The 13,854-nt window shown below is 66.4% G+C and carries 15 protein-coding genes; 1 reads left to right on the forward strand and 14 read right to left on the reverse strand.

Going from position 1 to position 13,854, the window contains the following annotated elements; translation table 11 throughout:
- Position 1: 1 nt before the first annotated feature.
- Positions 2-865: a class A beta-lactamase gene (gene bla, locus QX126_RS07080; RefSeq protein WP_409999080.1), complete on the forward strand. Its 864-nt coding sequence runs from the start codon at positions 2-4 to the stop codon at positions 863-865.
- On the opposite strand, the gene QX126_RS07085 is transcribed toward bla, so the two are convergent.
- From QX126_RS07085 to QX126_RS07150, 14 genes are all read right to left on the reverse strand, one after another.
- Positions 820-1,668, reverse strand: a complete 849-nt coding sequence (locus QX126_RS07085; protein WP_315780120.1) for an urease accessory protein UreD — start codon at positions 1,666-1,668, stop codon at positions 820-822. The two genes, bla and QX126_RS07085, sit on opposite strands and share 46 nt — an antisense overlap.
- Positions 1,665-2,309, reverse strand: coding sequence for an urease accessory protein UreG (gene ureG / locus QX126_RS07090; RefSeq protein WP_315738162.1), 645 nt, complete (start codon positions 2,307-2,309; stop codon positions 1,665-1,667). Before ureG ends, QX126_RS07085 begins: the two co-directional genes overlap by 4 nt.
- A complete protein-coding gene (gene ureC / locus QX126_RS07095) occupies positions 2,306-4,012 on the reverse strand; it encodes an urease subunit alpha (protein ID WP_315780122.1) in 1,707 nt (568 codons plus the stop codon). Before ureC ends, ureG begins: the two co-directional genes overlap by 4 nt.
- Positions 4,013-4,017: 5 nt before the next feature.
- Positions 4,018-4,716 carry an urease subunit beta gene (gene ureB / locus QX126_RS07100; protein WP_315780124.1) on the reverse strand — a complete coding sequence of 233 codons (699 nt, stop codon included), beginning with the start codon at positions 4,714-4,716 and terminating at the stop codon, positions 4,018-4,020.
- An 11-nt stretch (positions 4,717-4,727) separates the two neighbouring features.
- On the reverse strand, positions 4,728-5,405 hold the full coding sequence (locus tag QX126_RS07105) for an urease accessory protein UreF (protein WP_315780126.1): 678 nt from the start codon (positions 5,403-5,405) through the stop codon (positions 4,728-4,730).
- Complete coding sequence (ureE, locus tag QX126_RS07110) at positions 5,398-5,847, reverse strand: urease accessory protein UreE (protein WP_315780128.1); 450 nt, start codon at positions 5,845-5,847, stop codon at positions 5,398-5,400. Before ureE ends, QX126_RS07105 begins: the two co-directional genes overlap by 8 nt.
- Positions 5,848-6,067: 220 nt before the next feature.
- Positions 6,068-6,370 carry a putative quinol monooxygenase gene (locus QX126_RS07115; protein ID WP_315780130.1) on the reverse strand — a complete coding sequence of 101 codons (303 nt, stop codon included), beginning with the start codon at positions 6,368-6,370 and terminating at the stop codon, positions 6,068-6,070.
- Positions 6,370-7,884 carry an amidase gene (locus tag QX126_RS07120; protein WP_315780131.1) on the reverse strand — a complete coding sequence of 505 codons (1,515 nt, stop codon included), beginning with the start codon at positions 7,882-7,884 and terminating at the stop codon, positions 6,370-6,372. Before QX126_RS07120 ends, QX126_RS07115 begins: the two co-directional genes overlap by 1 nt.
- 83 nt (positions 7,885-7,967) lie before the next feature.
- The gene (locus QX126_RS07125; protein WP_315780133.1) at positions 7,968-8,669 is read right to left on the reverse strand and encodes an ABC transporter ATP-binding protein; all 702 of its coding nucleotides are present in this window, start codon (positions 8,667-8,669) and stop codon (positions 7,968-7,970) included.
- Positions 8,666-9,394 carry an ATP-binding cassette domain-containing protein gene (locus QX126_RS07130; protein ID WP_315711676.1) on the reverse strand — a complete coding sequence of 243 codons (729 nt, stop codon included), beginning with the start codon at positions 9,392-9,394 and terminating at the stop codon, positions 8,666-8,668. Before QX126_RS07130 ends, QX126_RS07125 begins: the two co-directional genes overlap by 4 nt.
- A 1-nt stretch (position 9,395) precedes the next feature.
- Positions 9,396-10,448 (reverse strand): branched-chain amino acid ABC transporter permease, encoded by a 1,053-nt coding sequence (locus QX126_RS07135; RefSeq protein ID WP_315780134.1) that lies wholly within the window; start codon positions 10,446-10,448, stop codon positions 9,396-9,398.
- On the reverse strand, positions 10,448-11,314 hold the full coding sequence (locus tag QX126_RS07140) for an ABC transporter permease subunit (RefSeq protein ID WP_315780136.1): 867 nt from the start codon (positions 11,312-11,314) through the stop codon (positions 10,448-10,450). Before QX126_RS07140 ends, QX126_RS07135 begins: the two co-directional genes overlap by 1 nt.
- 65 nt (positions 11,315-11,379) lie before the next feature.
- The gene (locus QX126_RS07145) at positions 11,380-12,618 is read right to left on the reverse strand and encodes an ABC transporter substrate-binding protein (RefSeq protein WP_315738173.1); all 1,239 of its coding nucleotides are present in this window, start codon (positions 12,616-12,618) and stop codon (positions 11,380-11,382) included.
- 99 nt (positions 12,619-12,717) lie between these two features.
- A complete protein-coding gene (locus QX126_RS07150; protein ID WP_315780137.1) occupies positions 12,718-13,767 on the reverse strand; it encodes a substrate-binding domain-containing protein in 1,050 nt (349 codons plus the stop codon).
- Positions 13,768-13,854 lie beyond the last annotated feature (87 nt).

The raw sequence follows: 13,854 nt of genomic DNA on the forward strand, positions 1-13,854 counted from the left end.
GATGCGTTACTCACGGCGGCAATTGTTTCCGCTCGCGCTCGTGCCTCTGCTGGTGAAGCCGGCGCTCGCAGCCGACCTCCAAGAGACAATTGCGGGCATCGAGGCTGACGGCGGCGGGCGGCTCGGCGTGGCGCTGCTGGACACCGCGAGCGGCGCGCTCAACGGTCATCGGCTCGACGAGCGGTTCCCGATGTGCAGCACCTTCAAGGCGTTGTTGGCGGCCGCGATCCTGACCAAGGTCGATGCCGGCGCCGAGCAGCTCTCGCGGCGGCTTCCGATCACGCAAGCCGACATCCTGTCCTATGCGCCGGTGACCAAGCTGCATGTCGGCACGTCGGGCCTCTCGATCGGCGAGCTGTGCGAGGCCACGGTGACGCTGAGCGACAACACCGCCGCGAACCTGCTGCTCGCCACGCTCGGCGGCCCGGCGGGGTTGACGCGGACCATCCGCGGCTTCGGCGATGCCATCACCCGGCTCGATCGCACCGAGCCCGATCTCAATGAGAGTGTGCCCGGCGATTCCAGGGACACCACGACGCCGGCGGCGGTGGCGCAGACGCTGGCGAAGCTCACGAGCGGCAACGCGTTGTCGGCCGCGTCGCGTGACGTCCTGAACGGCTGGCTGATCGCCTGCAAGACCGGTGGTGCCAAGCTGCGCGCCGGCCTGCCCGGCGAATGGCGCATCGGCGACAAGACCGGCGCGGGTGAGCGCGGCAGCAGCAACGATGTCGCCGTGATCTGGCCCACAGGGCGGGCGCCGGTCGTCGTGAGCAGCTATCTCACCGAGACCAAGGCCAGCGACGACAAGCGCAACGCGGTTCACGCGGCGGTCGGCCGAGCCGTCGCCAGCGCGCTCGGGGCCTGAGCCGCCGCCTCGCGATAGATCGCGGCGATCGCGTCGAATCCGGTGCGCAGCTGGCGCATCTCGCGGCCGGCGAGGCGCACGCCGAGACCGGCGCTATCCGGCAGCAGGCTTGCCGCAGCGTAGAGGGCGCCGATGCAGGACAGCGCATCGGCGAGACGCCGGCGGAGCGCGGTGAGATCGTGCGTCGGGGGCAGCATCAGCACGGCCGAGCCGAACGCGCGATGGCCCTTGAAGACGGCGACATCAGGATCGCGCAGCTGCATGCGGTCGATCAGGAGCGGCTCCTCGCCCCTCCGGCGCACGACGAGCGTGGAGTCGAGCTCGCGGAACAAGCGCCCCTGCCCGTCCGGGTCATGCATCGTGAAGGCGTCGGTCACGAGCGCCGATGCATCGGCGGCGCAGTCCAGGTCGAGCACTTGGCATAAGGCAGCCTCGGGAAACAGGATGCGCGGCTCGGGCCGGTAGTCGAGCGACGCGCCGGCCGCGACGCGCAGCAGCACCTGCTCCACCGCCCGCACGCCCGGCTCGGCGCGATACACTGACGTTGCGCCCTGCGTCGTCACGCAGGCCGCCGCACCCGGGCCAAGCGTGAACCGTTGCGTCAGCCGGTCCTCGCCATGCACCGCGCCACTGCCGGTCTGCAGAATCACGCTGAGGAGATCGGGCCGCGCCGGGTCAGTGTGGAAGCTGCGCGTCAGCACGAACGGCCAGGCGAACAGCCGGCGGTCGATCACGGTGCGGCCGCCGCGCCGGACGAAGCTCAGGTCAAGCCGCGGCTGCTCTATGGGAACGCCATCGGTCACGTGCGGAACAGCACCTCGCGCTCGAGCAGGTCGACGATCGCCTCGATGCCCTCGCCGCGCCGGCAGTTGGTCAGCAGCACCGGCCGGCCGCCGCGGACTTCCGTTGCCTCGCGCTGCATGCGGGCGAGATCGACGCCGACATGCGGGGCGAGATCGACCTTGTTGATGACGAGCAGATCGGCGCGGATCACGCCGGGACCGCGCTTGCGCGGGATGTCGTCGCCGCCGGCGACGTCGATCACGAACATCCAGAAATCGGTGAGGTCGCGCGAGAACGTCGAAGCGAGGTTGTCGCCGCCGCTCTCCAGCAGGATCAGCTCGACGCCGGGAAAGCGCCGCTCCAATTCGTCGGCGGCCTCGATGTTGAGCGTCGGGTCCTCGCGGATCACGGTGTGCGGACAGGCGCCGGCCTCGACCGCCGAGACTCGTTCGGGATCGATCAGGCCGGAGCGGCGGACGCGCTCGGCATCCTCGGCGGTGACGAGATCGTTGGTGATGACCGCGATGTCGATGCCGCGCGCCTGCAGCGCCGGGATCAGGCGCTCGACCAGCGCCGTCTTGCCGGAGCCGACGGGGCCGCCGATGCCGACGCGCGCCGCGGTCATGGGCTGATCGACGCGGGTGAGAGCGAGCCGGCTCATCGCAGCATGAACCTCCTTGCGAGCGGCACCGTGGTGGCCGGCGGGCACATCAGCAGCTTGCCGTCGGCGCGCACCTCGAACGTCTGCGGATCGACCTCGACATGCGGCATCGCCGCGTTTCTGATCATGTCGGTCTTGCGCAGGCGACGGACATTCTTGATCTGCACGGTCTCGCGGCCCAGCCCGAGCTTGCGGCGGATGTCGGCCTCGACCGCGAGCTTCGACATGAAGTTCACGCCGAGCCGCTGGGGCGCAGCACCGAGCGCGCCCCACATCCGCTTCTGGATCATCGGCTCCGACAGCCCGAGGCTGCCATTGCCGTCGCCCATCGCGGCCCACACCGGGAAGCCGTTCTTGATCACCATGTAGGGCTTGAGGCCGAACGAGGCGCGCGGCCACAGCACCAGATCGGCCATCTTGCCGACCTCGATGGAACCTACGACATGATCGATGCCGACCGCGATCGCGGGATTGATGGTGAGCTTGGCGACGTAGCGCTTGATGCGCTCATTGTCGGCGCGATCAGTCGCCTCCTCCGGCAGCCGGCCGATGCGGTCCTTCATGACGCTGGCGAGCTGCCAGCATTTGGCGACGTTCTCGGCGAGCCGGCCCATCCCCTGCGTGTCCGTGCCGAAGATCGAGATCGCGCCCATGTCGTGGAGGAAATCCTCCGCCGCCATCGACTGCGCCCGCACCCGCGCCTCGCCGAACATGACGTCCTCGGGCGCATTGTAGTTGAGCTGATGACAGATCATCGTCATCGGCACGCCCTCCTCCATGCCATAGGAGGTGTAGGGATTGGTCGGGTTGGTCGAGGACGGGATCACGTTGGGCCAGGACACGACCTTGAGCAGGTCGGGCGCATGGCCGCCGCCGGCGCCCTCGACGTGGTACATGTGGATGGTGCGGCCATCGACCGCCGCCATCGTGTCCTCGCAGAAGCCGTATTCGTTGATCGAATCCGTGTGCAGATGCACGGCGAAATCGTTGCGGTCCGCCGCGATCAGGCTCTTGTCGATCACGTCGGGCGCAGCGCCGAAATCCTCGTGGATCTTGACCGACATGCCGCCCGCGGCGACCGCCTCCTCGACGGCTTCGGGATTGGAGCCGCCACGGCCGAACAGCGCGTAGTTCAGCGGCGAGAACTCGATCGATTTCAGAAAATGGCCGAAGTTCGGCCCCGAGCCGCTGCCGACGTCGAACACAGGCCCCGAGCCGTTGCCAACCAGGGTCGTGGTGCCGCCGGCCAGCGCATGATCGGACTGCTCCGGCGAGATCAGATGCGCGTGGCTCTCGATCGCGCCCGCCGTGACGATGAACGGGCCGCCGGCGATCGGCGCGGTGGTGTGTCCCACCACCATGTCCGGATGCACGTCCGGCATCACGTCGGGGTTGCCGGCCTTGCCGATGCCGACGATGCGGCCGTCCCGGATGCCGATGTCGGCCTTCACGATGCCGGCGACGGCATCGATGATGGTGGCGTTCTTGATGACGACGTCGAGGACCTTGTGTTGACAGGTGCGATGGCCGGCGATGGCCTCGCCGTCGCGCAAATTCTTGCCGGCGCCGACCAAAAGCTCATGACCGTAGATGGTGTAGTCGTGCTCGATCTCGGCGAGCAGGCTGGTGTCGGCGAGCCTGACGAGATCGCCCTTGGTCGGACCGTAGAGCTCGGCATAGGCGCGGCGGGTCAGCGTGGCCATGATCATCAGGCTCCCAGGTAGCCGCGCGACTGCGCGAGCTTCAACGCGGCCTCGCGCGCGCCGGCTGCATCGAGCGGGCCGTTGACGAGGCCGGCCTGGCCGCGCACGATCCGGTCGCCGGTGATCGGCACCAGTCGCACGGACTTGGTGACACCCGGCTCGAAGCGGACGCCGAGTCCCGCCGGACGATCGATCTTCATGCCCCAGGCGGCGGCGCGGTCGAACAACAGCGCGCGATTGACCTCGAAGAAATGGGTGTGGCTGCGCACCTGGATGTCGCGGTCGCCGGTGTTGACGACGTCGAGCGTGACCGCCGGCAGCGCAGTGAACATCGCGATGTCGTCGCCGCCCGCAATGATTTCGCCGGGCACGAACTCGTCACCCGCGGTGCCGTCGGCCGGCTGGATCGGCTCGAACAGCGCCATCACCTTGGTGCCCTCGGCGAACATCAGCTCGACATAGAGCATCGGGATCATCTGCGCGACGCCGGGTTCGACGTCGTCGGTGGTGAGCAGCCGTCCCGCCATGTCGCGGATCTCCGCGTAGGGCAGATTGCGGCGCGCGGCGGTCATCACCTCGTCGGTGATGTAGGCCACGGCCTCGGGATGGCTGAGCCTGATGCCGAGCAAGCGGTTGCGCCGCGCCATCTGCGCGGCGTTGAAGATCACGAGACGATCCATCTCGGTCGGCGACAGGTTCATCATGGCGCAACCTCTCAGGTCGTGAACATGCGCACGTGCCGCAGCGGACCGCGCGACACGGCGATGTCGATGAAGGGCGTGAAGCTCGACGGCATGGGGTCATCGTCGGGCGTATCGGCCAGCAAATCGGAGAGCAGCGCGCGGGCGCGCGCGAGGCTGCGCTGGGAGTCGATGTGGCCGATCAGGCCGAGCCGCACGGCGGCACTGACGAGGCCCGTGATGAGGGTCCAGCCGGAAACGAGCTCCGCCGCATCGAGGCCGAGGCCAGCATCACGGCCGGCAATGGCTTGCACGACGGCGAGATGGCCGAGCCGGGCATCCGCCGAGACGCACGCGCGATAGGACACGGACAAGGGACCGGCGAGCTTGACCCAGACGCCGAGCAGCGCCCTGCCCGCGCGCCGCGAGCCGTCGCGCATCTCAGCCGACGGCGTGGTGGCCTCGGCAAGGCGATCGACGGTGGCGATGGCGGCGGTGTCGCAGGCGCGCCAAGCGCGGCGCAGCAGGATGCGGTCCATGCTGGCCCAGCGCTGCTGCAGATGATCGGCGATGACGCCATCGAGATCGTCGCGGTTCGACAGCAGGCCGTCGGCGGCGAGGCCCTCGATGCCCCACGAGAAGGCGAAGCCGCCGGCTGGAAACGCGCTGTCGCCGAGTTGCAGGAGCGCCAGCGCCTCGGCACGATCAAACATGATCGCGCTCCACGACCTCGCCGGACTCGATCAAAGGCATGATGCGCGCGCGATAGGTCTCGAGCGGCGCATCGAGCAGCACGACGAGACAATCGTCTTCGAAGCGAACCCGCCAATGCAGATTGCCGGCATGCCAGCCGAGCTTGAGCGCGCTGGCCGGATCGCGCGGCGCGAGGTGCCAGACCCTCTGCTCGCCGAAACGGGCGATGATGGCGCGATCGGATTCCAGATAGAGCAGCGCGCCGTCGATCAGATCCTCGTCGCGATCGAGGCTGACCGCGCAATCGGTGCCGCGATCAGTCGTCAGGCGGAAGCGCTTGCGGCCGGCATCGGCGGGCGGCACGAACAACAGCTCGATGCCGCCGCGATGCTCCAGGGCGTGCAACTGCCGGGCATAGGCCTTGTCGTCGGCGCGTCCTATGATGCCGTGCAGACGGAGCATCGTCGTTGGTCCTCTTTGTTCGTCGGTTCTCGGCATTGGGGCCTCATGGTTCGAGACGCCCGCCAAGTGGCGGGCTCCTCACCATGAGGGTTGAGAGTTTCGCGGTGGGTTAGCTTCGCTGTGAGTTTTCTCCCGCCACAGCCACCGTCCTCGTCCTGAGGAGCCCGCCGCAAGGCGGTCGTCTCGAAGGACGATTGGTTTGCTCAAGTACCTCCGCGCCCTACCGCAGCGTCGCCGAGACCTCCTGCGAGGTCACGAGAATGACCTCGCCGTCGAGGATCGGCTTGGCGATGCCGAAGAAGGTCGCCACCGCGGCGGAGCCGTTGTGGCGTTCCATCGCGGCCTTGTCGGCGAAGCGCTCGTAGGTCGTGAACAGACCGGGCTCGGTCTCGCTCTGCGAGATGAAGAACCCGATCGTCTCCGGCTCGTTGGCCGCGACATGGGCCGCGACCGCAACGAGGGCATCGCGCATCGTGGCCTCGTGTCCCGCCTTGGCCCTGATGACCGCGGTGATGGTGATCATCAGAACGTCTTCCAGTCGCCGTCGGCCTCGAACGCGCTCGCCGCCTGGTAGATCGTGGACTCGCCATAGTCCTTGCCGATCAGCATCAGGCCGACCGGCAGGCCGTCCGACAAGCCGCACGGCAAGGTCATCGCCGGATGGCCTGTCACGTCGAACGGGCTGGTCGTCGCGGTCATCTCGAAGGCGCGCTGCACGACCTCGGCGAGCGGCGCATCCTTGGCCGGGATCGGCGTCGCAACGCAGGGCAAGGTCGGCATCAGCAGGAGATCATAGGAGCCGAACATCGCGTCATAGGCCGCCTTGGCCTGAATCGCGATGTTGCGCGACTTGGCGTAGTAGCGGCCGCGGTAGTGCTCGAGACCCCACTGCCCGACCAGCATGGTCAGCTTCAACGTCACCGACAGATCGTCGGCGCGGGTGCGCCAGCCGGAATGCGCATCGAGCAGGCCGACGTCGTAGAGACCCTTCCAGTTGAAGCCCATGCCGTTGCCGAGCATCATCTGCACCAGGAAGCCTTCGAGCGTGATCGGATTCCACGCCGCCAGCGCATGCATGTGCTCGGGGATCGAGACCTCGGACACCGAGGCGCCCAGCTTGGCGAAGCGCTCGGCGCCGGCCTTGACCTTGCTGACGACGCCCTCTTCCATGTTCGGCGCGCTGAAGCCCTCCTTGAGCACGCCGATCTTGAGGCCCTTGACGCCCTTGCCGAGCGCCTCGGTGTAGGCGGAGACCTTCGGCGCATATTGCCTGGGATCGAGCCCGTCGGCGCCGGCCAGCACTTCGAGCAGCAGCGCATTGTCGGCAACCGACTTGGTCATCGGGCCGGTGTGGTCGATCGTCGACTCGATCGGCATCACGCCGGTGTAGGGCACGAGACCGTGGGTCGCCTTCATGCCGTAGATGCCGCAATAGGACGCGGGGATGCGGATCGAGCCGCCCTGGTCGCCGCCGATGGACATGTCGACCTCGCCGGCCGCCACCAGCGCGGCGCTACCCGAGGACGAGCCGCCGGCCGAATAGCCCATCTTCCAGGGATTGTGCACCGGCGCGGGATTGGAAGTGTGGCTGCCGCCGGACAGGCAGAAGTGCTCGCACACGGCCTTGCCGACGATGGTGCCGCCGGCATCGAGGATGCGGGCGACGATGGTGGCATCGGCGGCGGGAATGAACCCCTCAAGCGTGGTCGAGCCGTTCATCATCGGCACGCCGGCGAGCGCGACGTTGTCCTTGAGCACAACGGTGCGGCCTGCGAGTTTGCCGCCCGATGCGCCCTTGACCTCGGTCTTGATCGCCCAGGCGTTGTACTTGTTCTCCTTCGCCGGCGGCTTGGCGCCCGGCGTACGCGGATATTTCACCGGCGGCAGCGGGTTCGGCAACTCATCGATGATGTCGTACTGATCGAACATGCCGCCCATCAGCGACAGATATTCGGCGGCCTCCTCGACCGTCATGTTCATGTGCAGGCTGGCGGCGAGATCGGCGACTTCCTCGGCATTCGGGCGTTTGATGGACATGAGTCATCCTTTCTTGTGAGGACAAGCTGGGCAGAGACAGCAAATTGTCAGTTCAATGGGCCGGCGCAGCGCGCCGGTAGATTCTAGCTCGGGACCATCTGACCTTCCCGGGCCAGCAGAGTCTCACGGTCGAGCTCCTCGGTGATGCGTCCCTTCTGGATGTGCAGGATGCGATCCGACAACGACGTGATGAATTCGAGGTTCTGCTCGACCACGATCAAAGACATCTTCCAGCGCATCTTCAGCGCCAGCAGGGTCTCGATGATCTCCTCGATGATCGATGGCTGGATGCCTTCAGTCGGCTCGTCGAGCAGGATCAGCCTCGGCTTGGTGCAGAGGCAGCGCGCCAGCGCCAGCAATTGCTGCTCGCCGCCGGACAGCGCGCCGCCGCGGCGGTCGAGCAGACGGACGAGCCGCGGAAAATCCTGCAGCACGGCATCGATGACGCTGCGGTCCTCCTTGGGAGCGGATGCGAGCCCCATGCGCAGATTTTCCATGACCGACAGGTCCGGGAAGATCTCGCGGCCCTGGGGCACAAGGCCGATGCCGAGCCGCGAGCGCTCATGCGGCTTCAGATGCGTGATGGTCTTGCCGGCGAACACGACCGAGCCGTCGGTGGTCGGCAGATGCCCCATCAGCGTGCGCAGCGCGGTGGTCTTGCCCATGCCGTTGTGACCGAGAATGCCGAGATACTCGCCATCGGCCACCGTCATGTCGATGCCGAACAGGATCGGGATCCGGCCGTAGCCGGATTTGAGCCCCTTGACCTCGAGGAGCGTGCTCATGCGGCCACCTTCTTGCCGAGATAGACGTCGCGCACGCGCTGGTCGGCGAGCACCTTGTCGACGGTGTCCTCGACCAGCACGCGGCCCTGGTGGAACACGGTCACGCGCTTGGCGATCTGCTTGATGAACTCCATGTCGTGCTCGACCACGACAATGGCGCGGGTCTGGTTGATCTCGCGGATGATCGCCGCCGTATGGAAGGTCTCTTCGTCGGTCATCCCCGCGGCGGGCTCGTCGAGCAGGATCAGCTCCGGCTCGGCGGCGAGCACCATGCCGATCTCGACCCATTGCCGCTGGCCGTGCGACAGGGTGGCGACGATGCTGTCGGCGTAGTCGGTCAGCCGGATCATCTCGAGCACGGCATTGACCGCCGGACCCTGCTGGCGCGGCGTCGCCTTGCGGCGCACCGCCATCCAGATGTTCTCGCGCACCGAGAGGCCGTTGAACACATTCGGGACCTGGGTCTTGATGCCGATCCCCATCCGCGCGATCTCGTGCGACAGCTTGCCCGCGATCGGCATGCCACGGAATGCGATGCTGCCCGACGTCGGCACCAGTTGTCCGGTCAGCGTCTTGAAGAACGTGCTCTTGCCGGCGCCGTTCGGGCCGATCAGGCAGCGCAGCTCCATCTCCTGAAGCGTGAAGGTGATGTCGTCATTAGCGACCACGCCGCCGAAGCGCATCGTCAGGTGCTCGGCCTTGAGCAGAGGAACCAGGTCCGCCATGTCATTCGGCTCCTGCGGGATGCGGCGCCGCCGCTGGCTGCATCGGGGGACCGTTGGTCTTCTTCCTGTCCGGCATCAGCCGCATCACAAGATCGCGGGCGGTCGGCACCATGCCCTTCGGCAGCAGCAGCACGAAGATCACCAGCACGCCGCCGAGCACGAGGTTGGAGTTCAAGAGCTGCTGCGAGCCGATATAGGCGACGATGTATTCGATCACGACGCAGCCGATGATCGGACCGAGCAAGGTGCCGAGACCGCCGACCGTGATCCAGATGATGATCTCGGCCGACAGCGACAGGCTGAAGATGGTGGGGCTGACAAAGGCGCCCCAGTTGACGTAGAGCGCGCCGGCAAGACCGGCGATCGCGCCGCCGAGGATGAAGGTCAGGCACTTCACGAGCCGCGGGTCATAGCCGAGCAGCGAGGCCCGCACCTCGTTCTCACGCACCGCGACGATGACGCGCCCGGCCGGCAGCGCCAGCAGCAGCCGCAGCAGCAGGAACACGCCAAGCAGCACATAGGCTGTCGTCCACCACGACTGCTCCGGCGACAGCACGGTCGACGGATCGAACGGCATGTTGAAGGTGGGCACCGCCGGCATGCCGTTGAAGCCGCCGAGCAGCGCCTTGCCGATCTTGTAGGCATCGCCCGAGGTCGAGTTGACCGAGTTGAACAGGATCAGGGTGACCGTGAGCGTGATGACGCCGAGATAGACGTCGGAGATGCGGCCGAAGAAGATGAAGTAGCCGAGGATCGCCGCGAACAGCGCGGGGACCGCGATCGCCAGCAGGATCGCCGGCGTCGAATCCTGGAAGTTGATGGCTGCGATCGCATAAGCGTAGCCGCCGAGGCCGAAGAAGGCGGTCTGCCCGAACGACAGGATGCCGCCATAGCCCCAGATGAAGGCGAGGCTCAGCGCCAGCACCGACATCGCGGCAAACAGCGTCAGCTGCATCAGGGCGAACAGCTCGATCACGCTCGGCACGATCGCAATCGCCACAATGGCAAGGACGATCGCACCCATCTGGCCCGCAAGACGGGAGTGCTTGGGCATCACAGGTTCCCCTTGAAGAAACGCCCCGAGATGCCCTGCGGCAGCAAGCGGATCAGCACGATCGCGGTGGTGAAGACGATGACCTCGCCATAGACAGGCGTGGTGACGTAGGCGCCGATCTGGTTGACCGAGCCGAACAGGCTTGCCGCCGACAGCGTGCCGGACAGGATCGCCGCGCCGCCGCCGACCACGGTCATGAAGGCTTTTGCGACATAGGCACCGCCCATCACCGGGGTGATGCCTGACACCGGCGCCAGCAGGCCGCCGGCGAGGCCCGTCACGGCCGCGCCGAGCGCGAAGGTGCTCATGTAGACGCGGGCCGGATTGACGCCGAGCGTGGCCGCCATTGCCGGGTTCTGCATCGTCGCCCGTGCGACGAGGCCGAAGCGGGTGTAGCGCATCACGCCATAGACGATGGCCATCATGACCGCCGCCATCAGGGCGAGGAACAGGGTGTAGTAGCTCGACTGGTACGATCCGATCGAGAAGCCGCCGAGCGGCGTCGGCACGCCCTGCTGGGTGTTGCCGTAGATCGTGGTGATGATGCCGATGATCAGAAGGCTCAGCCCCCAGGTGGCGAGCATCGAATCGACCAGACGCCCGTAGAGGAAGCGGATCAGGCAGCGCTCGATGACGAGGCCGACGATGCCCACGAACAGCGGTGCGACGACGAGCATCGCGATCCAGATGTTCACCCCGGCATTGGCCGAGATCACGGTGGCATAGGCTCCCAGCATGATGAACTCGCCATGGGCGAGATTGATGATCTTCATCATGCCGAAGATGATCGCGAGCCCGAGGCACAACAGGAACAGCGAGGAGATTCCGTTGAGGACGTCGAGCGCGAGGATGACGTAGATCGCCATGCGTCAGATCTTTCAAGGCAGTCCAGTGAAACCGGGCCCCGCCGGATGGCGGGACCCGGCAGGCGTCAGAGATTGATGATGTACTGCTTGACGTCGTTCGGGTTCTTGACGAGGTCGCAGACACCAGCGGTGTCGGCCGGCTTGGCGTCGGTGTAGGTTTCCAGCACCGACCATTTGCGTTCCTTCACCTCGGCAAGGAACGCATTGCGGACCGTGTGATGCGTCGGCTTGTCCAGCGAGACCTTGCCGCTCGGACCATCGAAGACGAGGCCGCTTTCGAGCGCCTCGATCACCTTCATCCGGTCGATGCTGCCAGCCTTCTTGACGCCCTCGGCCCAGAGCATCACGCCTTCATAGGTGCACGAGGCGAGCTCGCTGATATAAGGCGAATCCGGATGCGCCTTCTTGATCTTCTCGACGAAGCTCTTGGAGGCCGGCGTGGTGAGCTCCTCGAAATAGCCGTAGGCGCCGATGATGGCGTCGCTCTCGGCGGCATCGAGCGTCGAGGGCTCGTTGACGAGGCCGAAGGTGGTGGAGGCGATCGGGATCTTCCCCTTCATGCCGGCCGCGGTCCACTGCCGGTAGAACGCCGTGTGGTTGCCGCCGACCAGCGCCGACAGGATGAGGTCGGGCTTGGCCGCCTGGATCTTCGAGATGGTGGAGCCGAAATTGGTGACGTCGAGCGGGAAAAAGTCGGTCGAGAGGATCTCGCCGCCATTGTCCTTGCAGTATTTGGTCATCCACTTCGCGGTAATCTGACCGTAATTGTAGTCGGCCGCGATGATGTAGGCCTTCTTGCCGGACTTCTTCATCGCGCTCGGCACAAGCTTCTCCACCGTCTGCGCCGGCGTCGTGCCGGTGCAGAAGGTGTTGCGGTCGCAGACGCCGCCTTCGTACAACGTGTTGTAGAAATACAGCACCTTGAAGCGGTCGAAGGTCGGCCGGATCGCCTCGCGCGAGGCCGAGGTGATTCCGCCGTGAACGACGTCGACCTTGTCCTTCACCGCCAGTTGCTGGGCGTATTGCGAGTACATCTGGATGTTGGACTGGGTGTCGTAGTGGATCACCTTCAAGGGACGTCCGAGCAGGCCGCCCGCGGCATTGATCTCCTCGACGGCAAGCTGCAGCGCATAGACCATCGGCGTGCCGGAGGTGCCGATGGGACCGGACTGGTCGTGTAGGCTGCCGACCGTGATCGGGTTCTCGGCCGCGAGCGCACCCGAGCGCAGCACGGCGGGTGCCGCGATCAATGTCGAGGTCGCGATGGCCGAGCGTTGCAGGAAACGACGTCGGGAGAGAGTCATAAAGGTCCCCATGGGTTGATGATGCCGGTTCATGATCCGCGAGAAGTTTAAAATGACAATATTTGAAAAGGCAAGTGTTTTTAGGAAGCGTCCTGCGCGCTAGCGCGACGCGACGACCGCGAAGTCGTAGCCGTCCAGCTCGGCGAGATGGATCGGGTGGCGTCCGCCAACCACCGGCTGCGCCTCGTTGCCGCGCGCCGTGCGCCGCTGCAGCGTGCGTCCGTAGAAGCGCCTGAGGTTGCGGGCGTCGAAGCTCTCGGCGCGCTCGATCAGCGCGGCGAGCGCGTGAATCCCTTCGTAGCAGGATTCGCCATAGCCGTTCGCGGGCGGCGGGTTGTCGCCGAACGCCGTGTAGTAGCGCTCCAGGAAGGCGCCGTTGTTGCGCGAGCGCAGCGATGCAAAGTAGCTAGAGGCGACGAAGACGTTCTCGGTCTCGCTGCTGTCGAGTCCGTAAACGATGGTCTCGTCGAAGGCGGACGAGAATCGCAGAACGTGGCGGCTGAGGCCGGCGGCGCAGAAGGCGCGGCTGAAGGCGATGCAGTCGAAGCCGAGAAAGACCGGCAGCACCACGTCGCTGCGCGTCGTCTTGATGCGGTCGAGCATCTCGTCGTAATCGTGGATGCCGACCGGCACGTAGCATTCGCCGGTCACCGTGCCGCCGAAGCGCGCGATCAGCCGCTTGGCGATCTGCAGCGACGAGCGCGGCCAGATGTAGTCGTTGCCGCAGAGGAAGAACCGCCTGGCGCGCTTGACCTCCGAGAGCCACTGCACCGCCGGCCCCAGCAATTCGCCGGCGGTCTCGCCCGTGGTCATCACGTCGCTGTTCGCCGACAGGCCTTCGAACTGGGGCGTGTAGACGAACGGCACGCGGCCGCGCGCGGCTTGCGCGACAGGATCGCGCGCGTAGCTCGGCATCATGCCGACGAGGCCGTCGACGGCGAGTTCGTCGACCGCCTCGACCGCAGCCCGGCCCGCGCTGGCGGCGGTCGCGCCGGCGTCGATCACGATCAGCTCGACCTGTCGGCGGCGGATGCCGGCGGCCTGGTTCAGCTCGGTCACGGCCAGCCGCCCGCAGGCTTCGGCGGAGGGCGCCCACAACCCTGCCGAGCCGCGCTGAGGAATGATCAGGCCGATCCGAACGCTGCGCAAACGTGCCGCCTCTGCTGTTGCAGAGGAATTGCACTCACGAATCGTGCCAAGCGCGTTTTGGCGTCATCGGGGTCGTTCGTGTACCAA

Source organism: Bradyrhizobium sp. SZCCHNPS1003, assembly GCF_032381555.1.
GTDB lineage: Bacteria > Pseudomonadota > Alphaproteobacteria > Rhizobiales > Xanthobacteraceae > Bradyrhizobium.